The organism is Streptomyces sp. E-08 (genome assembly GCF_049913095.1).
In the GTDB taxonomy this organism is placed as follows: Bacteria; Actinomycetota; Actinomycetes; order Streptomycetales; family Streptomycetaceae; genus Streptomyces.
In genome coordinates, this window is the sequence record NZ_CP183971.1 from 1429242 (window position 1) to 1451308 (window position 22067).

Consider the following 22067-nt stretch of genomic DNA (forward strand, 5'->3'; position numbering starts at 1 on the left):
GGAGGGCGTGGTGACCGGGATGGGTGAGGTCGAGGGCACGGAGGACGACGGTGCGACGGACGCCGTCGGGGCGGGCGGCGCGAAGGACAGCGGGGGCGGGACCGACACCGGTGGGGCGGGCGCGCGGGGTGGGCCCGCCGGCGTCGAGAGGCTGCTCGCGGCGGTGCTCGCCGGGGAGTCCGGTGTGGTGCCGGGGCTCCTGGAACCGCTGGACTCCGCCGCGCGCAAGGCCGCGCTCACGCGCCTGAAGGCGCTGCGTGCCGAGGTGCGTGCCGGGAAGTGGGCGGTCCCTCCCCACGTACCGAGCCGCATCCGGGGCGCGTTGTACGTGGCGGGTGCCGGCTGTCTCACGACGCCCGAGGCCGCGGCGAGCTGGCTCGGGGCGCGGGACCTGCCGGTCCATGAGGAGGACAAGGCTCTGGCGCTCGCGGCGCTCGGCGACCCGGCCCCGGAGTGGGCGGCGGACCTGGCGCGGCGCCTGGCGAGGCGCCGGGCCGTGGCGGAGGACAGCTACCCGCTGCTCCACGGTCTCGTGGTCCGCTCCGGATACACGGTTCCCCCGACCGACGGTTACGTCACCGGCTGGACCAGGCACCTCAGCGGCGACCGGCTCGTGGAGCGGCTCCGGGAGGACCCGCAGACGCCGGTCCTGGTGATGCACGCCCTCGCGATGGCGGAGCCTCCCGAGCGGCTGACCCGGCCGGTCGGCCACCGGCCGGAGGAGCACTGGCCCCCGGCGCTGAGGACGCTCGTCGAGGAGGGGGTCCTGGACCGCGCCGATGTCCTGGACACGTGTGTGTCCCGGCTGCTGCGCGGCGGCCCGCTCCGGAACGTGCGCCTCACGCTGGAGACGGTGCGGCTGCTCGCCCCGGACGCGGAGGAGCTGCGGGCGCGGATCCCGGACTGGGTCGGCATCGCGGCCGACGCCCCGTCGCTGGTCGCCGGGTACGCCCAGGACGTCATGGTGGAGCTGGCCTCGGCGGGGGCGCTGCCCGTCGGGGCGCTGGCGGAGATGACGTCCGGGGTGCTGTTCCGTACCGAGAAGAAGCTCGTGCGGGCCCAGTTGGCGCTGGTCGGCCAGGTGCTGGCGCGGGAGCCGGACGCCGCCGGGGAGCTGTTGCCCGCCGTGACGGAGGCCTTCGGGAACGAGGACACCGGGCTGCAGGAGCGGGCCCTCAAGCTGGTGGGCCGTCATCTGGCGGCCGTGGACCCCGAGGTGCGGCGCGAGCTGGCCGGGGCCGCCGCGCTGCTGGGCCCGGCGCACCGGCGGGCCGCCGAGGAGCTGTTCGGCGCGGACCTGGCGCGGGAGGCGGTGCTTCCGTACGAGGAGATCCTGCCGCCGGTGCCCGAGGCGCAGCGGGTGGCGCCCCCGGCGGCGACCGTCGAGGAGCTGGTGGCGGAGCTGCTGGTGGAGCGGCTGCCGGAGGATCCCGTCGCGTTCGAGCGGGCGCTCGACGGGCTGGTGCGGCACGCCCACCGGGACCGGGCGGGCGTCGCGGCGGCGGTGCGGGAGGCCTTCCCGTCGCCCGGGTGGGAGCAGGAGACCCACTACTTCACCCATGAGGCGCATGGGATCCACGTGGTGCTGGCGGGGCTCCTCGGTGTGCTGAACCCGACGCTCGCCGACTTCCACCGGACGAAGGGACACATCGCGGACTCCTGTCTCCATCAGGCCCTTTCGGGCGTCCTCGACGCCCGGTTGTGGGAGGCCGCCGTTCTCGTCGCCACGGACGCGCTGCCGTTCCTCCTCGCCGCGCCGACCCGGTTCACGGGGGCGATCGACCCGCCGGTCCTGGTGGAGCGGCTGCGGGAGTACCGGGACGCGGGCGTCGAGCCCGCTCCGGCCGATCTCGCCCAGGCCCTGGTCCGGGTGTCGCGGGCCGACCCGTCGGCGGGGCGGGCGGCCGAGGAGGCGGTGGCGCTCGGCACCCCGGCCGGCCTCCGGCTCGCCACCTGGTTGCGGGAGGAGGCGGCCGTGGGAGCGACCGTGCGCTTCCTCGGGCGGGACGACGACAGGGCGGTGCGGAGGTACTCCCTGATCGACCGGCTCGTGGTCGACCTCGGCGAGCACCGGGCGGTGCGGGCGGAGTTCCCGCCCGCGTTCCAGTGGCTCGGCGGCGCCCTGGAGCCGGCGCCCCGCCGCTGCCACCACTGGGTCGAGGGCCGCGCGCAGTGGGCTCCGGTGCTGCCGGCCGACCGTGAGCTGCTCGCGGCCTGCCTGCTGCCGACCCTCGCGCACGGCGTCGACGGGGACGCGCGCGGTGCGACGGAGCCGCTGACCGCGCTGGTGGAGGCCGACGGCCCGGTCGGGCGGGCGGTCCTGCTGACCCTGGCGTTCGGTCTCGGCTGTGTGGACGCGGACGACCGGCTGCGCGCGGTGGACGCCGTGCTGGTCCTGGCGGCGCGGGGCGAGCTGGACGCCCGGCGGCTCGGCGGGGAGCTGGCGTGGCTGGTCGCCGGGGGCTCGGTCAAGCCGAACCGGTTGGCGGACGCGGCCCGGACGGCGGCCGCCACGGGGGCGTACGGGACGGTCTGGGCGATCCTCGCGGCGATGCTTCCGCGGCTGCTCGGCGCGGCGGAGACGGGGACGGCGGCGGAGACGGAGACGGAGACGGAGAGAAGGGCGGAGAGAAGGGCGGAGACGAGGACGGAGGCAACGGCGCGGCCGGTGCGGGGGCTCGGCGAGGTCCTCGCGGTCGCGGCCGACTGTGTGGAGCGCTGCGGGGCCGGGGGCGAGGTCGCCGGGCTCGACGCGCTCGCCTCGGAGCGGTCGTCCACGCAGCTGGTGGTACAGGCCAAGCGGCTGCGGAACGCACTCCGCCAGGGGGCCGATCACCCTCCGACAGAAAGTGTCCGAATCGGCCGCTAAGCCACCAGATCGGCGCTTAACCCGTCAGTCACAAAGCGTTCGTGATCACGCAACACCGCTGGGTCACAGTGAAGCCATGACCGATGTGACGTCTTCGAAGAGCACCCGCCGCCCGCACCACTGGCGGCACGACCTGATCGAGCTCGCGGCCCTGTTCACCGCCGTGGTGGTGGCCGACACGATCGCCAAGACCGTCGTCAAGGGCCCCGACGGCCCCTACCTCCTGGTCTTCTCGGCGATCGCGCTGGCCGCCACCGCCGCGTTCCACACCTGGTGGGCGCGGCGGCACGGCCATACCAGCCATGCACCGCCCGCCGGAGACACCGGCGGGCGCCCCACCGCGGAGCCGGCGGCCGTGACGGCAACCACGCGGAACGACACCGGGCCGGAGTCCGGTCCGGAGTCCGGGCCGCCCGTCGAGACGACGCTGTGGCGGATGCGGACCACCGTCGCGGACACCCCGGGCAGCCTCGCCGCGCTGTGCACGGTCCTCGCCCGCCTCGGCGTCGACATCCTCACCCTCCAGACCCACCCGCTCGGCGACGGCACCGTGGACGAGTTCCTGCTGCGCGCCCCGGCCGACCTCTCGGCGCGGGCCCTCGCCCGCGAGACCGCGGCGGCCGGCGGCCGCGACACCTGGACCGAGCGCGCCGACACCCACGACCTGGTGGACACCCCCACCCGCGTCCTCGGCCTCGCCACCCGTACCGCGCTCGACGCGGCCGAACTACCCCTCGCGCTGCGCCAGCTCCTGGGCCGCTGCACGCTCCACTCCGTGCCGGCCGTCTCGCTCACCGGCCGCCCCACCGGCGAACAGGCCCCGGTCGAAGGCGTCCTGGAGGAGACCGTGATGCGGCTGCGCGACCCGCACGGCGGCACCCTGATCATCGAGCGGCCTCATCTGCCCTTCACCCCGACCGAGTTCGCCCGGGCCCGCGCCCTCGTCGAGCTCGACGCCCGGCTCGGCCCGCGCGTCCCGCGCAGCCAGGACGTGCTGACCCTGCCCGAGGGCAACGAGATCACCGTCCGCCGCGCCGACCAGCGCGACCTGCCCGCCGCGCGCGCCATGCACGACCGCTGCTCGGCACGCACCCTCGGCCTGCGCTACCACGGGCCGGTCGGGGACGCCGACCGCTACCTCGACCATCTGCTCAGCCCCCGCTTCGGCCGCACCCTCGCCGTCCAGACGGCCTCCGGCCGTCTCGTCGCCCTCGGCCATCTGCTGTGGGACGGCGACGAGACGGAGGTCGCCCTCATGGTCGAGGACGACTGGCAGCGCCGCGGCATCGGCTCCGAACTCCTCGGCCGGCTCGTGGCGATGGCCGAGGAGACCGGCTGCGACAGCGTGTACGCCGTGACGCAGTCCTCCAACACGGGGATGGTGGCCGCGATGCGGGCGCTGAACCTGCCCCTCGACTACCAGATCGAGGAGGGCACCCTGGTCATCACCGCACGACTGGCCCCGGCACCGCGACCGGCCGACCGGACGCGACAGGGGCAGCCGTCCGAAGGGGCGCGGCGGGCGGAGCGCTGAGCGCCTGCGTCAGGTCGCGCCACAGGTCCTCGACGTCCTCCAGGCCGACGGACATCCTCAGGAGCCGGTCGCTGACGCCCGCCGAGCGCCGGTCCCCCTCGGCCACGATCCGGTGGCTGATGGAGGCCGGGTGCTGGATGAGGGTGTCGACGCTGCCGAGACTGACCGCCGGGGTGATCAGGCGCACCCCGGCGATCACGTCGTGCGGGTCCCCGTACACCTCGAAGGCGATCATCGCGCCGCCGATCCTCGGGTAGTGGACGCGGGCGATGCGGGGGTCGGTGGCCAGCCGCCGGACGAGCTCCGCGGCCGTCGAGGACGCCGCCCTGACCCGTACGGGAAGGGTGGAGAGACCACGCAGGAGGAGGTATCCGGCGAGCGGGTGGAGCACCCCGCCGGTGGCGAAGCGGACCTGCCGGAGCGTACGGGCGAACTCCTCGTCGCAGGCGACGACCCCGCCCATGACGTCGCCGTGGCCGCCCAGGTACTTGGTCGCGCTGTGCAGCACGATGCGGGCGCCCTGCTCGACGGGGCGCTGGAGCACCGGCGTGGCGAAGGTGTTGTCGACCAGCAGCGGGACGGAGCCGCAGGAGTGGGCGATGGCCCGGATGTCGGCCTCGGCGAGCGTCGGGTTGGCGGGCGACTCGACCATGACGAGCCCGGTGTCGGGGCGTATCGCGTCGGCGATGCCGGCCGGGTCGGTCCAGGTCACCTCGGTGCCGAGCAGCCCGGCGTCGAGGAGGTGGTCGCTGCAGCCGTACAGCGGGCGGACCGCGACGACGTGGCGCAGGCCCTGGCTCGCCCGGGCGAGGAGCACGGCGGTGAAGGCGGCCATGCCGCTGGCGAACGCGACGGCGGCCTCGGCGCCCTCCAGACGGGCGAGGGCCTCCTCGAAGCGGGCCACGGTCGGGTTGTCGAGCCGGGCGTAGACCGGCGGGCCGTCGAGCCGGGCGCCGGTGGTGGCGAACTCGTCGATCCGGGCGGCCTCGGCCCGGGCGTCGTACGAGGGGTAGGTGGTGGACAGGTCGAGCGGCGGGGCGTGCACGCCGAGTCCGGCGAGGTCTTCGCGGCCTGCGTGCACGGCTTCGGTGGCAAGGGCCCTCGGGGTGACCGAGAGGCCGTGATCCATGGCGTCCATGGCGGCACTGTGAACGGATACCGGGAAGTAGCGGGAAATCGCCGTGCTACGTTCGCCGAATGGCCGATTCTGTCGTACTGGACACGGTCGATCTGCACATTCTTCGCCTCCTGCAGAACGACGCCCGGAGCACGTACCGCGAACTCGCCGCCGAGGTCGGCGTCGCACCCTCCACCTGCCTCGACCGGGTGGCGCGGCTGCGCCGCACGGGCGTGATCCTCGGACACCAGCTACGACTGGATCCGGCCAAACTCGGACGGGGGCTCGAAGCGCTGCTTCTCGTCCAGGTCCGCCCCCACCGGCGTGAACTGATCGGTCCGTTCGTCGACCGGATCCGGGCCCTGCCCGAGTCCCGGGCGCTCTTCCACCTGACGGGTCCCGACGACTACCTGGTGCACGTGGCCGTGGCGGACCCCGCCGACCTGCAGCGTCTCGTCCTCGACGAGTTCACCTCGCGCCGCGAGGTGGCCCGCGTGGAGACGCGGCTGATCTTCCAGCAGTGGGAGTGCGGACCGCTTCTACCGCCTTCCCCCAGCCCTTCCTTGTCAGCCGACTGAGCCCCGACGAGGGTGACGCGGGCCCGCCGGAGGCGCCAGGATGACCCCCATGCCAGACACTTCCAGCAGCCCGCTGCCCCGCCAGGTCGCCGACGACCACGTCGACGCACTCATCGCCCTCGACCCGATCACCGGTACGTACCTGGGAGTCAAGGAGAGCGCCGGACGGCTGCCGGACTTCTCGCCCGCCGGGCAGCGCGAGGTGGCCGGCCTCGCCCGCCGCACGCTCGCCCGGCTCGACGCGGCGGAGCGTGAGCCGGGTGCGGACAGCGACGCCGAGCGGCGCTGCGCGCGGCTGCTGCGGGAGCGGCTGACGGCGGAGCTCGCCATGCACGAGGCCGAGGAGAACCTCTGCACGGTCAGCAACATGCGCTCGCCCGCGCACTCCGTCCGCATCGTCTTCACGGTGATGCCGACGGAGACGGAGGAGGACTGGACGGCGGTCGCCGCCCGGCTGCGCGCGGTCCCGGGGGCGTTCGAGGGCTACCGCGCCGCGCTCGCGCTGGGCCTGGAACGCAAGCTCTTCGCCGGGCCGCGCCCCACCGCCACCTTCGTCGAGCAGCTCACCGAGTGGGCGGGCGGCGAGAGCGGGAAGCCGGGCTGGTTCGAGGAGTTCGCCGCCACCGGCCCCGGCACGCTCCCGGAGGAGCTGAGGGCCGAGCTCGCGGCGGCCGCGCGGGGCGCCACCGCGGCCGTGGAGGCGCTGCGGGACTGGATGCGGGACGTGTACGCCCCGGCCGTCGCCGGCGCGCCGAACACGGTGGGCCGCGAGCGCTACCAGCGCTGGACGCGTTTCTTCAACGGCACCGACCTGGACCTCGACCAGGCCTACGCGTACGGCTGGACCGAGTACCACCGGCTCCTCGCCGAGATGCGGTCCGAGGCCGAGCGGATCCTGCCGGGCGCGGGCCCCTGGGAGGCGCTCGCCCACCTCGACGAGCACGGCACGCACATCGAGGGCGTGGAGGAGGTCCGGGTCTGGCTCCAGGAGCTCATGGACGAGGCCATCGAGGCGCTCGACGGCCACCACTTCGAACTCGCCGACCGCGTACGGCGGGTGGAGTCCCGGATCGCCCCGCCGGGCGGCGCCGCCGCGCCGTACTACACCGGTCCGTCCGAGGACTTCTCGCGCCCCGGCCGCACCTGGCTGCCCGTGGACGGCACGACCCGCTTCCCGGTGTACGACCTGGTGTCGACCTGGTACCACGAGGGCGTGCCCGGCCATCACCTCCAGCTCGCGCAGTGGGTGCACGTCGCCGACCGGCTCTCCCGCTACCAGGCGACCATCGGCAAGGTCAGCGCGAACTCGGAGGGCTGGGCGCTCTACGCGGAGCGCCTGATGGACGAACTCGGCTTCCTGCCCGACGCGGAGCGGCGCCTCGGCTACCTCGACGGCCAGATGATGCGCGCGTGCCGGGTGATCGTGGACATCGGCATGCACCTCGGCCTGGAGATCCCCGCGGAGTCCCCCTTCCACCCGGGCGAGCGGTGGACGCCGGAGCTGGCCCAGGAGTTCTTCCAGCTGCACAGCAGCCGTCCGCCGTCGTTCGTGGAGAGCGAGATGACCCGCTACCTGTCGATGCCGGGCCAGGCGATCGGCTACAAGCTGGGCGAGCGCGCGTGGCTGCTCGGCCGCGCCAACGCGCGGGCCGCGCACGGCGAGGCGTTCGACGCGAAGGCCTGGCACATGGCGGCCCTCTCGCAGGGCCCGCTCGGTCTGGACGACCTGGTGGACGAGATCTCCCGCCTCTGAACCGTTCGGATGGCGAGAATCCCCGGTCGATCACTTGATCGGCCGGGGATTCCCCGCCAGGCTCTCCCCATGAGCAGCGAATACACTCCCGACTCCACCGACTGGCGCATCCTCGAAGCCCTCCAGGCCGAGGGCCGTGCCAGCTTCGCCGAGCTCGCCCGCGCGGTGTCCATGTCGCCGTCGGCGGTGACCGAGCGGGTGCGGCGCCTGGAGGACGCCGGGGTGATCAGCGGGTACACCGCGATCGTCGACCAGGACCGTCTCGGCCTGCCCATCCTCGCCTTCGTACGGCTGCGCTACCCGCACGGCAACTACAAGCCGTTCCACGACCTGCTCGACACGACGCCGGAGGTCCTGGAGGCGCACCACGTCACCGGGGACGACTGCTTCGTGCTCAAGGTCGCCGCCCGCTCCATGAAGCACCTGGAGGGGATCACCGGGAAGGTCGCCACGCTCGGCGCCGTGACCACCAGCGTCGTCTACTCCTCGCCCCTGCCCCGGCGCTCCCTCAGCCGCTGAGCGCCCCGCCTCGGCGCGCCTCCTCAACCCTCAGCGCCCCGCCTCCGCGCGCCCACCTCAGCCGCTGAGTGCCTCGCCTCCGGTGCGCAGCCGTACCGCCGAGCCCTGCCGGGCCTTGACGACCTCCAGCTGGGCCGGGATGCGGCGGCGCAGGTCGCCGACGTGGCTGACGATGCCGACGCTGCGGTCCCGCTCGCGCAGGGAGTCGAGGACGTCGAGGACCTCGTCGAGCGTCTGCTCGTCGAGGCTGCCGAAACCCTCGTCGATGAAGAGGGTGTCGAGCCTGACTCCGCCGGCCTCGTCGGTGACGACGTCGGCGAGGCCGAGGGCCAGCGCCAGCGAGGCGAAGAAGGTCTCGCCGCCGGAGAGGGTGGCCGTGTCGCGCTCGTTGCCGGTCCAGGCGTCGACGACGTGCAGGCCGAGTCCGGACCGCTTGCCGCCGGAGCGGGCGTCGGAGTGGACGAGGGTGTAGCGGCCCGAGGACATCCGCTGGAGGCGGGCGCTCGCGGCGGCCGCGACCTGTTCGAGCCGGGCGGCGAGGACGTACGACTCCAGGCGCATCCGGCGCTCGTTCTCCGCGGAGGTGCCGGCGGTGAGGGCGGCGAGGCGGGCCACCCTGTCGTACTCCTCGCGCAGCGGCCCGAGGCGGCGGACCTCGGTGACGGCCTGCCGGGAGAGTCCGGCGAGGCCCGCGGTCCGCTCGCGGGCGGCGGCGAGGGCCGCGTCGGCCTCGCGGAGGGTGCGTTCCGCCGCCGTGTGCGCGGCGCGCGCCGCGGCGGGGTCGGCGGGCGGCAGGGCGGCGGCCTCGGCCGTGCCGGGCTCGGCGAGCCGGTCGGCGACGGCGGCGGCCTCGGCCTGCCAGGCGTCCACGCGCTGCTGGAGGGACCGGCGTTCGCCCTCGCCGAGGAGGGCGCCGGCGGCCTCGGCGGGGGTGGTGAAGCCCGCCCGGTAGGCGGCGTCGGCGAGCCGGTCGTCGGCCTCCTTGAGGCGCTGGGCGGCGAGTTCCGCGGTGCGTACGGTTCCGGCGGCGTCGACCAGGAGGGCGATCCGCCGCTCCAGGAGGGTGGCGTGTTCGGCCACGGTGGCGAACGCGCCGCGTCCCCTGGCGAGTTCCTCGTCGAGCGCGGCCCGCTCCCGCTCCAGGGCCTCCCGTCGCGAGGTCCGCGCGGCGACCCGCCGCTCGGCCGCCCGCTGCGCGCCGGCCCGTTCCTCGTGCTCCCGCTCGGCCCGCGCGAGCGCCTCGCGCGCGCTGTGCGTCTGCCCGGCGAGCGCGTGCGCCTCGGCGTGCAGCCGGGCCAGCTCCTCGGCCTCGGAGGCGAGTTCACGGACGGTGGGTTCGGTGCTGGACTCGGCGGATTCCGGCCCCGTCAGCACCTCCGCGCGCGCCGCGGCCCAGGACTCGCGGGTGACGGCCAGTTCGCGTTCGGCGGCGGTACGGGTCTCCTCGGCGCGGGTGTAGGCCTCGTAGGCGGCGTCCTCGGTGGCGCGGTCGACGTGGTCGGCGGTGGTGCGGGCGGGGGCCGGGTGGGCGGTGGAGCCGCAGACCTGGCAGGGGTCGCCCGGGGTGAGCGTGACGGCGAGTTCGGCGGCGATGCCCTCCAGGCGGCGGGACTTGACGTCGAGCCAGCTCTCGTGGGCGCCGTTGCGGCGCTCGCGGGCCTCCGCGAGGCGGGTCTCCGCGAGGCGGGCGTCCTCGGCGAGGGAGTCGCGGCGCCGGGCGGCGGCGAGCCGGCGGCGGGCGGGCTCCAGGCGGCCCGCGAGGTGCTCGGCGCGGGCGGCGGCGTCACGGGCCGCCTCGACGCGCTCGGTGAGGGCCGTGCGGCGCGGCTCCCAGCCGGCGAGCCAGTCGGCCGCGTCGCGGAGGGCGTCCTCGTCGGCGCGCGCCTCGCGGGCGAGTACGGCGTACTCCTCGGCGACGACGGCGGCGCGGTGCTCGGCGCGGCGGGCCGCCTCGAGTCCGCCGAGCTCCTCGCGCAGGCGGTGTTCGAGGGTGGAGAGGTGCTCGGCGCCCGCGTCGGCGAGCTCGGGGGGCAGCTGGGCGCGGGCCCGCTCCCGGGCCGTGTGCGCGGCGGAGTGCTCGCGCTCGGCGTCCCGGCGCAGTCCGAGCGCGGGGGCGACCCGGTCGGCCTTGAGGCTCCGGTCGAGGGCGTCCTGGAGGCGGTCGCGCTCGGGGGTCTGCTCGGTGAGCCGCTCGCGGCGCCGGAGGGCGTCGGCGTGCCGGGCCTGCCGGGCGGCGAGGTCGTTCTCGGCGTCGAGCGCGGCGCGCGCGACGGCCTGGCCGCCCTCGGCCGCGTCGAGGCGCACCCTCGCGATGTCGAAGGCCTCGCGGGCCTCGGTGCGGGCGACGGCGGCCCAGGTGAGGACGGACTCGGCGAGCCCGGGATCGCCGGGCCGGCCCTCCACGGGAGTACGGGCGGCGGCGAGGCCGCCGGCGGCCTGGGTCATGCGGTGGGCAAGGGTGAGCAGCCGCGCGTCCCCGTCCTCGACCTCCTGCTGTGCGGTGCGGCGCAGCTCGGCGAGGCGGTCCTCGACGGCGGCGAAGCGGCGGGTGTCGAAGAGCCGCCCGAGGAGCTTGCCCCGGGCCTCGGCGTCGGCGCGCAGGAAGCGGGCGAAGTCGCCCTGCGGGAGCAGGACGACCTGGCAGAACTGCTCGCGGCTCATGCCCACGAGCTGGGTGATCTCCTCCCCGATCTCCTGGTGGGAGCGGCTGAGTCCGGCCCACTCGCCGGCGACGGGGTCGTACTGGCGGAGCCAGGTCTGGGCCTTCTCGGTGGTGAAGCCGGGTGCACCGCGCTTCTTGGGCCGCTGCTGGGCGGGGCGGCGGGTGATCTCCAGGCGCCGGTCGCCCACGGTGAGTTCGAGGAGGACCTCGGTGTAGGTGCCGACGGGGGCGTGGTCGCTGCGCAGGGACGTGCCGGGGTTCTGGCGGACGCCGGGCACGCTCCCGTACAGGGCGAAGCAGACGGCGTCGAGGACGGAGGTCTTGCCGGCGCCGGTCGGTCCGTGGAGGAGGAAGAGTCCGGCGGCCGACAGGGCGTCGAAGTCGACCTTCTGCGTGGTGCCGAAGGGCCCGAACGCGGTGATCTCCATGCGGTGCAGCCTCACCGGCCCACCTCGCGCTCGGCCGTGTCGACGCGGACGTCGTCGAACGCGCCGTACAGGACCGCCCGTTCGGCGCCGTCGAGGGGGGCGCCGCCGCGCACGTGGGCCACGAAGTCCTCCGCGATCTGCTGGTCGCTGCGGTCCCTGAGCCGCTGGGCGTAGGAGGCTCCGGAGTCGTCCCCGGTCCGCTCGGGGTCGAAGACCAGGTTGAGGGTGTGCGGGAAGCGTTCGGTGAGCCGGGCCATGGGCTCGGCGGGCCTCGCGGGGTCGGTGAGGGTGGCCTCGACCCAGGACTGCTCGTGCGGGGCGAGCGCGGGGTCGGCGAGGAGGTCGTCGAGGCGGCCCCGGATGCGGGCGAGGGGGCGCGGGACGGGGCAGTCGAGGCGGACGTCGCCGGTGATCGCCCCGTCCTCGCCGAGGTCGATCAGCCACATGGTCTTGCGGTGGTCGGCCTCGGAGAAGGAGTAGGCGAGGGGGGAGCCGGAGTAGCGGACGCGGGGGGTGAGGGTCTGGCTGCCGTGGAGGTGGCCGAGGGCGACGTAGTCGACGCCGTCGAAGACCCCGGCGGGGACGGCGGCGACGCCGCCGACCGTGATGTCCCGCTCGCTGTCGCTGGGGGCGCCGCCCGCGACGAAGGCGTGGGCGAGGACGACGGAGCGGGTCCCGGCGGGCCGGCGGGCGAGGTCGGCGCGGACCCGGTCCATGGCCGCGGCGAGGACGGCCTCGTGTCCGGCCTTCCCGGCGCCGAGACGCTCGCGGACGAGCGCGGGTTCGAGGTAGGGCAGCCCGTAGAGGGCGACCTCGCCGTGGGCGTCGGAGAGCACGACGGGGGTACCGATGCCGTCGGGGTCGGTGCGGAGGTGGATGCCGGCCCGCTCGATGAGTCCGGCGCCGACGCCGAGCCGGCGGGCGGAGTCGTGGTTGCCGGAGATCATGACGGTGGGCACCCCGGCCTCGGCGAGGCGGTGGAGCGCGGTGTCGAAGAGCTCGACGGCGGGCAGCGGGGGCACGGCCCGGTCGTAGACGTCGCCGGCGACGAGGACGGCGTCCACGTCGTGCGCGTGGACCGTCGCCACGAGGTGGTCCAGGAAGGCGGCCTGGGCGTCGAGGAGGCCGACGCGGTGGAACGACCGGCCGAGATGCCAGTCCGAGGTGTGCAGGAGCCTCACGATGCCGTCCCACCCCGCATGTGTCCCGCTCCTCGCCGCCGGTTCCCGTCGCTGTGCGCCCACCACGCTATCCCGAGCGGGAGGGTGGCCGGGGCGGGTCCGCGCACGCGGGGAACGGATCCCCGCCGCGGGCGCGGCCCTCGGCACGTCAGGTGTGACGCATCACGCGTCGCCGTACGCCTCGCCGCGGGTGCGGCCGCGCGCGCACCGGCCCGGACGAACCGCCCCGCCGGTCACACCTCGCCGCGGGTGCGACCACCCGCGCACCGGCCCGGACGACCGCCCGGCAGGTCACACGTCGCCGTACGCCTCGCCGCCGAGTTCGAACGAGGCCGTGCCCGCCGTGGCGTCGGCGAGCCAGCCGCGGAAGGCGGGGACGTCCGCGTCCGGGAGGCCGATCTCGATGGTGACGGCGTCGGCGTACCGCACGTCACGGACCGCGCGCCCCGTGGCCCGCAGGTCGTTCTCCAGCTTGCCCGCGCGCTGGTGGTCGACGGTGACGGTCGCGAGCCGGAAGCGCTGCCGGGTGAGGGTGCCGATCGCGTCGAGCGCCTCGCCGACCACCCCTCCGTACGCGCGGATCAGACCGCCCGCGCCGAGCTTCACACCACCGTAGTAGCGGGTGACGACGGCGACGACGTACCGCATCTCGCGACGCAGCAGCATCTGGAGCATCGGGACGCCGGCCGTGCCGCCGGGTTCGCCGTCGTCGCTCGCCTTCTGCACGGAGGCGTCGGCGCCGAGGACGTACGCGAAGCAGTTGTGGCTGGCGGTCGGGTGCTCCCTGCGGATCCGCGCGACGAACTCCTGCGCCTCCCGCTCGTCGGCGACGGGCGCGAGCGCGCAGAGGAAGCGCGAGCGGTTGATCTCGGTCTCGTGCACACCCTCGTGGGCCGGCGTGCGGTACTGCTCCTGCATCCGACCAGCCTACGTTCCGTCCGGCCCGGCCTTCCCCGGCGGCCGTCCCCGGCGCTTCACGCGCCGTCCGCCTCGCGCTCTCCGGCGGCGGGCGCGGGTCCCGCGGCCGGTTCCGGCCCGGCCGCCCCGGTCCCGGGTCCGGCGTACGGGAGGGCGCGGAGCGCCAGGGCCCAGCCGAGGCGGGCCTCGCCGGACTCGGCGGAGCGGCCGGTGAGCTCGGCGACGCGACCGACGCGGTTGAGGACGGTGTTGCGGTGGCAGTAGAGCTGCTCGGCGGCCCGGGAGGCCGAGCAGCCGTGGTCGAGCCAGACCCGGAGGGTGGTGAGCAGGGCGGCCCGCTCGCCGCCGGTGGCGAGCACCGGCCCCAGGTGGACGGTCACGATCCGCTCGGCGATGTCGGTGCGCCCGCTGAGCAGCACCTCGGCGAGCCGGTCGTCGAAGACGGCGGCCTCGCCGCTGCCGGCGGGGAGCGTCCGGAGGGTCTGCTCGGCGAGCCGCAGGGCGCGCCCGGCCTGCGAGAGGCGTTCGAACTCCGGGGAGACCCCCGCGGTGGCGCCGGTCCGCTCCCGGAGGGAGGCGAGGAGGGTCCGTACGGCCGGGTCGGCGCCGCCGCCGGTCACGGTCGCCGGCCGTCCCGCGGGGGTGACCCGGCGGGGCAGCCGGACGACGCCGGCGTAGCGCCCGGAGCGGGGCCGCCAGAAGGACCACATGCCCTGGGCCTCCAGGGCGGGCGCGGGGTGCGGCGGGGCGGCCGGGTCCTGGGCGGCGACCACGACGACGTACCGGTCGACGGCGGGGACGCCGAGCGCGGCCGCCGCGGCGGAGGCGACGGCGGGATCGTCGGCGCGGCCGTCGAGCAGGGCCTCGAAGAGGGCGACGCGCCGGGTGTCCTGGCGGCTCTGCAGCTCCAGCTGGGCGATCCGGTACGCGTCGGCCATCGCGACCGAGTAGCGGTCGATGGTCTCCCAGACCCCGCTCGCCATGTCGAGTTCGAGGTCGCGGCTGTCGGACCCCCGCCCGGCCCGGATCCGGAGGTGTTCGGCCATGACCTGCCACAGCACCCGGCCGCCGCGCCGGTAGGCCTGGAGCACGGTGTCGAGGGGGACGCCCTGCTCGGCGCGGCGGCGGCCGGTCTCGCGGGCCGCCCGCTCGAAGTCGCCGCCGGTCGGGGCGAGGCCGCCGAAGTCCTCCAGGGCGCGCAGCAGGTTGTCCCGGCAGATCTCCCAGAGGTCCTCCAGGGTGACGGGAGCTCCGGAGGCGTACGTACCGGAGTGGGCACGGATGTCGTCGACGGCGCGGTCCGTGAGCCGGTCGACGTCCGCGAGCATCGCCGTGGCGAGGGAACGGCGGAGCGCCCCCGAACCGCCGGCGCCGCTCAGGGGCGTGTGGGCGCCGCCGGAGCGCGCCCCGCCGGGCTCGCCTGCCGGGGCCGAGCTGTGCGTCATGGCTCGCACGGTAACGCCGGGATTTGGCGATTGCCACGGGGCGGGCGCGACGGCGGGGCCGCTGCCCAGCTCGGCCGCGCACATGATGGGCAGCTGCACATGGCGTCCGGACGGCCCGGCGCAGGATGGTGTGCGGTGTCAGCCGATCGCCGACAGCGCCGCAACCTCCGCTGTCGCCTCCGCGTGTCCCTGGAGCGTGTCATGTCACTGAGCGTCGCCGGCGTGCTGGGCGAGTCCGCCCGCCACTTCCCCGACCGGATCGCGGTCGTCGAGGGCGCGACCCGGCTCACCTACCAGGAGCTGTGGACGGAGGCGCTCCGCTGCGCCGCCGGACTGCGGGAGGCCGGGGTGCGGCCGGGCGACCGGCTGGCGGTGCTGCTGCCGAACACCATCGAGTTCCTACGCGTGTACTACGGCGCGCTCGCGGCAGGCGCGACGGTCGTGCCGGTGCACGCGCTGCTCGTCGCCGACGAGGTGCGGTACGTCCTGGAGCACAGCGGCGCGGTCGGCGTCGTGAGCGGCGGGCCGCTGTGGGCGGTGGCCGAGGAGGCCGCGCGCGCCGCCGGGGTGCGCGCCTTCCAGGGGGCGCCGTCGGCCGCCGCGCCGGCGGCCGCGCCCGAGCCCGCCGAGCCCTCGGACACGGCCGTGATCCTCTACACGAGCGGGACGACGGGCCGTCCCAAGGGCGCCCTCCTGACCCATCTCAACATCGTCATGAACGCCTCGGTGACCTCCCAGGACCTGCTGGGCCTCGGCGCGGGCGACGTGGTCCTCGGCTGTCTGCCGCTCTTCCACAGCTACGGCCAGACCTGCGCGATGAACGGGACGCTCCGCCAGGGTGCGACGCTCGTCCTGATGCCCCGGTTCAGCGGTCCCGCGGCCCTCCGGGTGCTCGTCGACGAGGACGTGACAGTGTTCATGGGCGTGCCGACGATGTACCACGCCCTGGTGGAGGCGGCGGCGGTCTCCGAGCTGCGTCCGGCGGCGCTGCGCGCCGCCGTGTCGGGCGGTGCGGCGCTGCCGGTCGCCGTCCTGGAGCGCTTCGAGGAGGCCTTCCGCACCCAGGTCCTCGAGGGGTACGGCCTGACCGAGACCTCGCCGGTCGCCACCTTCAACCAGCCGCACATCGGCCGCAGGCCGGGGACGGTCGGGCACCCGGTGTGGGGCGTCGAGGTGGGCATCGCGGACGCGGCCGCCGAGGACGGGATCCGGCTGCTCGCGGACGGCGCGGTCGGGGAGGTGGTGGTGCGCGGGCACAACGTCTTCGCCGGCTACCTGGACGATCCGGCGGCGACGGCCGCGGCGGTCGTGGACGGCTGGTTCCGCACGGGAGACCTGGGCGTCCGGGACGAGGACGGCTTCCTGCGGATCGTCGACCGGAAGAAGGACCTGGTGATCCGGGGCGGTTACAACATCTACCCGCGCGAGGTCGAGGAGGTCCTCGTGCGGCACCCGTCGGTCGCGGAGGTCGCGGTGATCGGCGTCCCCGACGAGAGGAGGGGCGAGGAGGTGTGCGCCGTGGTGGTACGCCGGGAGGGCGCCGCCCCGCTCTCCGAGGAGGCGCTCGTGGACTGGTCGCGGGAGCGGCTCGGCCGCCACAAGTACCCCCGGATCGTGCGTTTCGTCGAGGAGTTGCCGCTCGGCCCGACGGGCAAGGTCCTCAAGCGCGCGCTGGCGTCGCGGGGTTGACCGGAGCTCCTGCCCCGACCGCATGATCTGGACGGTGCGTCACCGTCGACCTGAGGAAAGGTGAATCGATGTCGGAGCACGTCGCGGAGCACGTCCAGGACGGTCCCGGGATCCGCACGCGGAACGGCGTTCTGCGCGGAAGGCTCGAGGACGGCGTGGCGGCCTTCCTCGGCATCCCCTACGCGCAGGCCCCCGTCGGGCCGCTGCGGTTCCGCGCTCCGGAACCGGCGGAGCCCTGGGAGGGCATACGGGAGGCCACCGCCTTCGGGCCGACGGCACCCAAGCGCCCCTACGGCCCGCCGCTCGACGCGCTGCTCCCCGACCCCGAGGTCGCGGGCGACGACTGCCTCAACCTCAACGTATGGACTCCCTGGCCGGCCACCGGTCCCGGCGAGGACGGTCCCGGCGACGGCGTTCCCGGGGACGGCGGTCCCGGCGAGGACGATCCCGGGGACGGCGATCCCGGCGAGGACGATCCCGGCGACGGCGGGCGTGCCGTCATGGTCTGGATCCACGGCGGGTCGCTGATCCACGGCTCCTCGGCGGTCCCCGTCTACGACGGCACCGCCTTCGCCCGGAACGGCGTGGTCCTCGTCTCGGTCAACTACCGGCTCGGCGTCGAGGGGTTCGGGGTCTTCCCCGACGCGCCCGCCAATCTCGGTCTGCGCGACCAGATCGCCGCGCTGACCTGGGTACGGGAGAACATCGCGGCCTTCGGCGGGGACCCGGACCGGGTGACCGTGTTCGGCGAGTCGGCCGGGGCGATCTCCATCGCCGCCCTGCTGGCCTCGCCGCTGGCGAAGGGGCTCTTCCGGCGGGCCGTGATCCAGAGCGGGGCGCCGAGCGCCCGGTCGATCGGCGTCGCCCGGAGGACCACGGAGGCGATCGCCGCGCGGCTCAAGGTGCCGGCGACGGCGGAGGCGTTCGCCCGCGTGGAGCCGGAGCGGCTGCTCGCGGCGCAGACCGCGGTGACGGGCAGGGGCAATCCGGTGCTCAGCGGCCACGCCTTCCACATCGCCGTGGACGGCGACGTCCTGCCGGACCATCCGGGGGACCTGCTCGCGGACGGCGCCTCGGCGGACGTGGAGCTGCTGATGGGCACGAACACGGACGAGTACCGGCTGTGGTTCGTGCCGGGCGGGCACACCGAACGGGTGGGGTCCCTGGCACAGCGGCTCCTGCTCCGGAGAGGGCGGATATCACCCCGCGTGGCGAAGGTGTACCGAGAGGGCCGGTCTCACGAGAAGCCGGGCGAGGTCCTGGGCGTGCTCGCGGCGGACAAGCTGCTGCGGATCCCGCAGAACATGTTCGCGGACGCGCGGCTGAACACCCGCGGGGCCGCCGCGACGTACCTGTACGAGTTCGGCTGGCCCTCCCCCGTCCTCGGCCTCCGCGCCTGCCACGCGCTCGAACTCGGCTTCGTCTTCGACACGCTCGACCTGCCGGAGACGCGCGCGCTGACGGGTCCGGACGCTCCGCAGGCCCTGGCCACGGCCATGCACGCGGCCTGGGTGGCGTTCGCGAAGACCGGCGACCCGGGCTGGCGCCCGTGGGACCCGGCCCGTCCGGTGATGACCTTCGGCCCGGGGCTGCCGTCCCTGGTCGAGGCGCCGCGGGAGGCCGAACGCCGGGCGTGGGAGGGGTGACCGGCCCGTAGGGGACATCTCAGGGCCGCGGGTTCGGGCGTACGGGAATCACGGCCCGGCGCGGCTCGTTCTCCAGGAGGACGGGCCGCGCCGACGAGAGGCAGCAGAAGCGATGAGTGCAGACACCACGACCACGGACCCCGGCACGTACTCCGCGTCGGAGGCGGTGCGGCGGATCCTGACGTCCACGGGCGACACCTGGGCGGTGGTCGGTCTCTCCTCCAACCAGTCCCGCGCGGCGTACAGGGTGGCGGCGGTGCTCCAGCGCTTCGGGAAGCGGGTCGTCCCGGTCCACCCGAAGGCGGAGACGGTGCACGGCGAGCAGGGCTACGCGTCGCTGGCCGACATCCCGTTCCCGGTCGACGTCGTGGACGTCTTCGTGAACAGCGGCCTGGCGGGCGCCGTCGCCGACGAGGCCGTCGCGATCGGAGCGAAGGCGGTCTGGTTCCAGCTGAACGTCATCGACGAGGACGCGTTCGCCCGCACCCGCGAGGCGGGCCTCGACATGGTCATGGACCGCTGCCCCGCCATCGAGATACCGCGCCTGGGCTGAGCGGCCGGAGGGCCGGCCGAGGGGTCGGGCCCGGCTATCGGCCGACGGGGACGCCGAGACCCTCCAGGACGACGGCGCCGGGGAGTTGGGCGAATGCCTTGCCGGGGACGATGAGCTTGCCCCGGCGGCGACCGCTGCCGACGAGGACCCACTCGGTGTCGACGACGGAGGCGTCGACGAGCAGGGGCCAGTCGGCCGGGAGGCCGATCGGGGTGATCCCGCCGTACTCCATGCCGGTCTCGCCGGTCGCGGTGTCCATCGGGGCGAACGAGGCCTTGCGGGCGCCGAGGTGCTTGCGGACGACGCCGTTGACGTCGACGCGGGTCGCCGACTTCACGACGCACGCGGCGAGGGTCGTCGCCTCCCCGCGCCTGCCCGCGACGACCACGCAGTTGGCGGAATCGTCGAGGAGCGCGGGCCCGTAGTGCTCCACGAACACGGCCGTGTCGGCGATGGCCGGATCGGTGTCCACGTAGAGCAGGCGGTCGGCCGGGACGGGGCCCGTCCAGGCGCGGACGGCGGCCGCGACGGGGCCGGTCAGCAGGTCGAGGCAGTCGGGGGCGGGCCGGGCGTCGTCGAAGTCTCCGATGGGTGCGCGCATGCGCCTCACGCTAACAACCACCGCCGGGGGAACGGCGGTCCGTCTCAGCGGGCGGGCGCCGGCGGACGGGCTGGCGCCGACGATCGGGCGTCGACGGAACGGTGCCGGCGTACGGGTCTCGGCGGGCGGGCGTCAGCGGACGGGCGGGATGGAGACGGCCATCGTCATCTCGGCCGGTTCGTCGCCGTCGTTGCGGTAGGAGTGCGCGACGTTGGCCTCGAAGACGGCGGAGGTGCCGGCGGGCAGGGGATGGTCCTCGCCGTCCACGACCAGGGTGAGCGTCCCGGCGGTGACGTGCAGCAGCTCGACCGTGCCCTCCGGGTGGGGGTCGGAGGCGCTGCCGTCGCCCGGCATGAGGGTCCAGGACCAGAGTTCCAGCGGGCCGCGGGCCTCGGTGCCGACGAGGAGGGTGGTGTGGCTGCCGGTGGAGGTGGACCACATGCGGACGGCCTGGCCGGGCGGGACGAGCCGGACCTGGGGGCCCTGCTCGTAGTCGAGGAGGGTCGTGATGGAGACGCCCAGGGCGTCGGCCAGCTTCACGGTCGTGCCGACGCTGGGGTTGGTCCTGGCCTGCTCGATCTGGATGATCATGCCGCGGCTGACACCGGCGCGTACGGCGAGCGCCTCCAGGGTGAATCCCCGCTCCTTGCGCCAGCGCTTCAGGTTCCGGGCGAGCGACTGCGTGAGCTGGTCGAGGTCCGACACATTCCGTCCAATATTCTGGATGACAGAGTTCAATGCACTGAACTACGGTGGGGTGCACCCGATGGTTCACTGCACTGTACTGCCGCACGCCCCTGCGAGGATTCATGACCGCCCTGTTCGCCCTGGCCACCAGCCTCCTCTGGGGGCTCGCCGACTTCGGGGGCGGTCTCCTCACCCGGCGGATCCCCGCGCTCACCGTGGTCGTGGTCTCCCAGACCCTCGCGGTGCTCGTCCTCGGCACGGTCGTCCTCGCGACCGGCGCGTGGACCGAGGCGGGGCCCCAGCTCTGGTACGCGGTCGGGGCGGGCGTCGTCGGCCCCGCGGCCATGCTCGCCTTCTACAAGGCGCTCGCGCTCGGCCCGATGGGGGTCGTCTCGCCCCTCGGCTCGCTCGGGGTCGTCGTCCCCGTCTCCGTCGGCCTCCTCGTCGGCGACCGGCCGGGACTGCTCCAGTTCGCCGGCATCGGCGTGGCGGTCCTCGGCGTGGTGCTCGCGGGCGGACCGGAGCTGCGCGGGGCGCCCGTCCAGCGCCAGGCGGTCCTGCTGACCCTGGTCGCGGCCTTCGGCTTCGGCTCGGTGATGGCGCTCATCGCCGAGGCGTCCACGACCGTCACGGGCCTGTTCCTCGCCCTGTTCGTCCAGCGCGTCACCAACGTCCTGGTCGGCGGCGGCGCCCTGTACGCCTCGGTGCGGCGCGGGGGCCGCGCGCTCCCCGAGGGCGGCCCCGCGGTCGTCCGCGCCGCCCTCCCGGCCCTCGCCTTCGTGGGCCTGGCGGACGTCGCCGCCAACGGCACGTACGCGATGGCCGCACAGCACGGCCCGGTCACCGTCGCCGCCGTCCTCGCCAGCCTCTACCCGGTCGTCACGGCTCTCGCGGCCCGCGGCGTCCTGAAGGAGCGGCTCCGCGCCGTCCAGGCGGCGGGCGCGGGCCTCGCCCTGGTGGGCACGGTCCTGCTGGCGACCGGCTAGCGGTCGGGTCAGGACGGGACGGACTCCGACTCGCCCGCGCGCTGCGCCTCCCAGGCCGCGAGCGCGGCCAGCTGCTCCGGGGTGACGTGTTCCGGGATCGGGATCGGGGCGGGGGTGCGGAGGGGCGGCTGCCAGCCGGCCTCCCGGGTCCAACTGCGGACGACCTTGGCGGGCGCGCCCGCCACGACCGAGTGGTCCGGGACCTCGCCGCGTACCACCGCGCCCGCCGCGACCACGACGTTGCGGCCGAGGCGCGCGCCGGGCAGGACGACCGCACCCGTGCCGAGCCAGCAGCCGGGCCCGATGGAGACGGGTTCCGAGCGGGGCCACTGACGGCCGACGGGCTCGTCCGGGTCGTCGTAGCTGTGGTTGGTCGAGGTGATGTAGACGTACGGGCCGCAGTACGTGTCCGAGCCGATCGTCACCTTCGCGTCGGCGATGACGTGACTGCCCCGCCCGAGGACGACCCCGTCCCCGAGGGTGAGGACCGTGTCCGTCCCCAGGTCGAGGTCCGGCAGCATGCCCGCCGTCAGCGTGACCTGCTCGGCGATGATGCAGCACTCGCCGATCTCGATCCACGGCTCGCCGAAGACCGTGCCCTGCGGGAAGGCGAGCCGGGTGCCCGCCCCGAGGCGGCGGAACCGCAGCTTCCCGGGGTGCTCGGCGGTGACGGAGCCGGCCTGCTGCACCCAGCGCCAGCCGCCCTGCACGGCACGGGCGAGGACCCGGCGCCGCCAGGCGGCGAGAGAGGAGAACGTGTTTCTGTTCCTGGGCACCCGGCCACCGTAGTCGGCGCCGTCGTGCCTGATCAGTGCGGTGCGCTGTGATGTCCGTCATGAGCACGGCATAGGCTGCGCCCGGGGGCACCCCCGGGCGTGACACGACGGCTGACGATCAGGAG

17 protein-coding genes are annotated in these 22067 nt (G+C 75.2%); 9 read left to right on the forward strand and 8 right to left on the reverse strand.

Features of this window, described 5'->3' with window-relative positions:
• The first annotated feature begins 19 nt into the window (after window positions 1-19).
• Both ACN9MM_RS06500 and ACN9MM_RS06505 read left to right on the forward strand, forming a co-directional pair.
• Window positions 20-2869 carry a DUF6493 family protein gene (locus tag ACN9MM_RS06500; RefSeq protein WP_426362743.1) on the forward strand — a complete coding sequence of 950 codons (2850 nt, stop codon included), beginning with the start codon at window positions 20-22 and terminating at the stop codon, window positions 2867-2869.
• Window positions 2870-2945: 76 nt separating this feature from the next.
• The gene (locus ACN9MM_RS06505) at window positions 2946-4403 is read left to right on the forward strand and encodes a GNAT family N-acetyltransferase (protein ID WP_426362744.1); all 1458 of its coding nucleotides are present in this window, start codon (window positions 2946-2948) and stop codon (window positions 4401-4403) included.
• Here the strand turns inward: ACN9MM_RS06505 and ACN9MM_RS06510 are convergent.
• Window positions 4315-5541, reverse strand: coding sequence for a trans-sulfuration enzyme family protein (locus ACN9MM_RS06510; protein ID WP_426362745.1), 1227 nt, complete (start codon window positions 5539-5541; stop codon window positions 4315-4317). The genes ACN9MM_RS06505 and ACN9MM_RS06510 overlap by 89 nt on opposite strands.
• A gap of 59 nt (window positions 5542-5600) precedes the next feature.
• On the opposite strand from ACN9MM_RS06510, the gene ACN9MM_RS06515 reads away from it, so the two are divergent.
• The 3 genes from ACN9MM_RS06515 to ACN9MM_RS06525 all read left to right on the forward strand — a co-directional run bounded on the left by ACN9MM_RS06515 (window position 5601) and on the right by ACN9MM_RS06525 (window position 8370).
• Window positions 5601-6098 (forward strand): Lrp/AsnC family transcriptional regulator, encoded by a 498-nt coding sequence (locus ACN9MM_RS06515; RefSeq protein ID WP_426362746.1) that lies wholly within the window; start codon window positions 5601-5603, stop codon window positions 6096-6098.
• A 49-nt stretch (window positions 6099-6147) separates the two neighbouring features.
• Window positions 6148-7851: a DUF885 domain-containing protein gene (locus ACN9MM_RS06520; protein ID WP_426362747.1), complete on the forward strand. Its 1704-nt coding sequence runs from the start codon at window positions 6148-6150 to the stop codon at window positions 7849-7851.
• Window positions 7852-7920: 69 nt separating this feature from the next.
• A complete protein-coding gene (locus tag ACN9MM_RS06525) occupies window positions 7921-8370 on the forward strand; it encodes an Lrp/AsnC family transcriptional regulator (protein WP_426362748.1) in 450 nt (149 codons plus the stop codon).
• A 57-nt stretch (window positions 8371-8427) separates the two neighbouring features.
• Here ACN9MM_RS06525 and ACN9MM_RS06530 read toward each other — a convergent pair whose 3' ends face one another.
• The 4 genes from ACN9MM_RS06530 to ACN9MM_RS06545 form a co-directional block, all read right to left on the reverse strand.
• Window positions 8428-11475 (reverse strand): AAA family ATPase, encoded by a 3048-nt coding sequence (locus ACN9MM_RS06530; protein WP_426362750.1) that lies wholly within the window; start codon window positions 11473-11475, stop codon window positions 8428-8430.
• On the reverse strand, window positions 11472-12641 hold the full coding sequence (locus ACN9MM_RS06535) for an exonuclease SbcCD subunit D (protein ID WP_426362751.1): 1170 nt from the start codon (window positions 12639-12641) through the stop codon (window positions 11472-11474). The genes ACN9MM_RS06530 and ACN9MM_RS06535 overlap by 4 nt, the downstream gene beginning before the upstream one ends.
• A gap of 291 nt (window positions 12642-12932) precedes the next feature.
• On the reverse strand, window positions 12933-13559 hold the full coding sequence (locus tag ACN9MM_RS06540) for a YigZ family protein (RefSeq protein ID WP_426362752.1): 627 nt from the start codon (window positions 13557-13559) through the stop codon (window positions 12933-12935).
• Between the two features lie 56 nt (window positions 13560-13615).
• Window positions 13616-15004 carry a PucR family transcriptional regulator gene (locus ACN9MM_RS06545; RefSeq protein ID WP_426362753.1) on the reverse strand — a complete coding sequence of 463 codons (1389 nt, stop codon included), beginning with the start codon at window positions 15002-15004 and terminating at the stop codon, window positions 13616-13618.
• A 201-nt stretch (window positions 15005-15205) separates the two neighbouring features.
• On the opposite strand from ACN9MM_RS06545, the gene ACN9MM_RS06550 reads away from it, so the two are divergent.
• The 3 genes from ACN9MM_RS06550 to ACN9MM_RS06560 all read left to right on the forward strand — a co-directional run bounded on the left by ACN9MM_RS06550 (window position 15206) and on the right by ACN9MM_RS06560 (window position 18892).
• Window positions 15206-16693, forward strand: a complete 1488-nt coding sequence (locus ACN9MM_RS06550; protein ID WP_426362754.1) for a long-chain-fatty-acid--CoA ligase — start codon at window positions 15206-15208, stop codon at window positions 16691-16693.
• A 68-nt stretch (window positions 16694-16761) separates the two neighbouring features.
• Complete coding sequence (locus ACN9MM_RS06555) at window positions 16762-18339, forward strand: carboxylesterase/lipase family protein (protein ID WP_426362755.1); 1578 nt, start codon at window positions 16762-16764, stop codon at window positions 18337-18339.
• Between the two features lie 112 nt (window positions 18340-18451).
• Window positions 18452-18892 (forward strand): CoA-binding protein, encoded by a 441-nt coding sequence (locus ACN9MM_RS06560; RefSeq protein WP_426362756.1) that lies wholly within the window; start codon window positions 18452-18454, stop codon window positions 18890-18892.
• Between the two features lie 34 nt (window positions 18893-18926).
• On the opposite strand, the gene ACN9MM_RS06565 is transcribed toward ACN9MM_RS06560, so the two are convergent.
• Both ACN9MM_RS06565 and ACN9MM_RS06570 read right to left on the reverse strand, forming a co-directional pair.
• Window positions 18927-19493, reverse strand: a complete 567-nt coding sequence (locus tag ACN9MM_RS06565; protein ID WP_426362757.1) for a YbaK/EbsC family protein — start codon at window positions 19491-19493, stop codon at window positions 18927-18929.
• A 132-nt stretch (window positions 19494-19625) separates the two neighbouring features.
• On the reverse strand, window positions 19626-20198 hold the full coding sequence (locus ACN9MM_RS06570) for a helix-turn-helix domain-containing protein (protein ID WP_426362758.1): 573 nt from the start codon (window positions 20196-20198) through the stop codon (window positions 19626-19628).
• A gap of 104 nt (window positions 20199-20302) precedes the next feature.
• Between ACN9MM_RS06570 and ACN9MM_RS06575 the strand changes: the two genes are divergently transcribed.
• A complete protein-coding gene (locus tag ACN9MM_RS06575) occupies window positions 20303-21166 on the forward strand; it encodes an EamA family transporter (protein ID WP_426362759.1) in 864 nt (287 codons plus the stop codon).
• 8 nt (window positions 21167-21174) lie between these two features.
• Here ACN9MM_RS06575 and ACN9MM_RS06580 read toward each other — a convergent pair whose 3' ends face one another.
• A complete protein-coding gene (locus ACN9MM_RS06580) occupies window positions 21175-21942 on the reverse strand; it encodes an acyltransferase (protein WP_426362760.1) in 768 nt (255 codons plus the stop codon).
• Window positions 21943-22067 lie beyond the last annotated feature (125 nt).

Bases quoted from the DNA above. Each gene is read 5' to 3' on its own strand.
- ACN9MM_RS06500 (WP_426362743.1), top strand. From the start codon at position 20: ATGGGTGAGGTCGAGGGCACGGAGGACGACGGTGCGACGGACGCCGTC.
- ACN9MM_RS06505 (WP_426362744.1), top strand. From the start codon at position 2,946: ATGACCGATGTGACGTCTTCGAAGAGCACCCGCCGCCCGCACCACTGG.
- ACN9MM_RS06510 (WP_426362745.1), bottom strand. From the start codon at position 5,541: ATGGACGCCATGGATCACGGCCTCTCGGTCACCCCGAGGGCCCTTGCC.
- ACN9MM_RS06515 (WP_426362746.1), top strand. From the start codon at position 5,601: ATGGCCGATTCTGTCGTACTGGACACGGTCGATCTGCACATTCTTCGC.
- ACN9MM_RS06520 (WP_426362747.1), top strand. From the start codon at position 6,148: ATGCCAGACACTTCCAGCAGCCCGCTGCCCCGCCAGGTCGCCGACGAC.
- ACN9MM_RS06525 (WP_426362748.1), top strand. From the start codon at position 7,921: ATGAGCAGCGAATACACTCCCGACTCCACCGACTGGCGCATCCTCGAA.
- ACN9MM_RS06540 (WP_426362752.1), bottom strand. From the start codon at position 13,559: ATGCAGGAGCAGTACCGCACGCCGGCCCACGAGGGTGTGCACGAGACC.
- ACN9MM_RS06545 (WP_426362753.1), bottom strand. From the start codon at position 15,004: ATGACGCACAGCTCGGCCCCGGCAGGCGAGCCCGGCGGGGCGCGCTCC.
- ACN9MM_RS06550 (WP_426362754.1), top strand. From the start codon at position 15,206: ATGTCACTGAGCGTCGCCGGCGTGCTGGGCGAGTCCGCCCGCCACTTC.
- ACN9MM_RS06555 (WP_426362755.1), top strand. From the start codon at position 16,762: ATGTCGGAGCACGTCGCGGAGCACGTCCAGGACGGTCCCGGGATCCGC.
- ACN9MM_RS06560 (WP_426362756.1), top strand. From the start codon at position 18,452: ATGAGTGCAGACACCACGACCACGGACCCCGGCACGTACTCCGCGTCG.
- ACN9MM_RS06565 (WP_426362757.1), bottom strand. From the start codon at position 19,493: ATGCGCGCACCCATCGGAGACTTCGACGACGCCCGGCCCGCCCCCGAC.
- ACN9MM_RS06575 (WP_426362759.1), top strand. From the start codon at position 20,303: ATGACCGCCCTGTTCGCCCTGGCCACCAGCCTCCTCTGGGGGCTCGCC.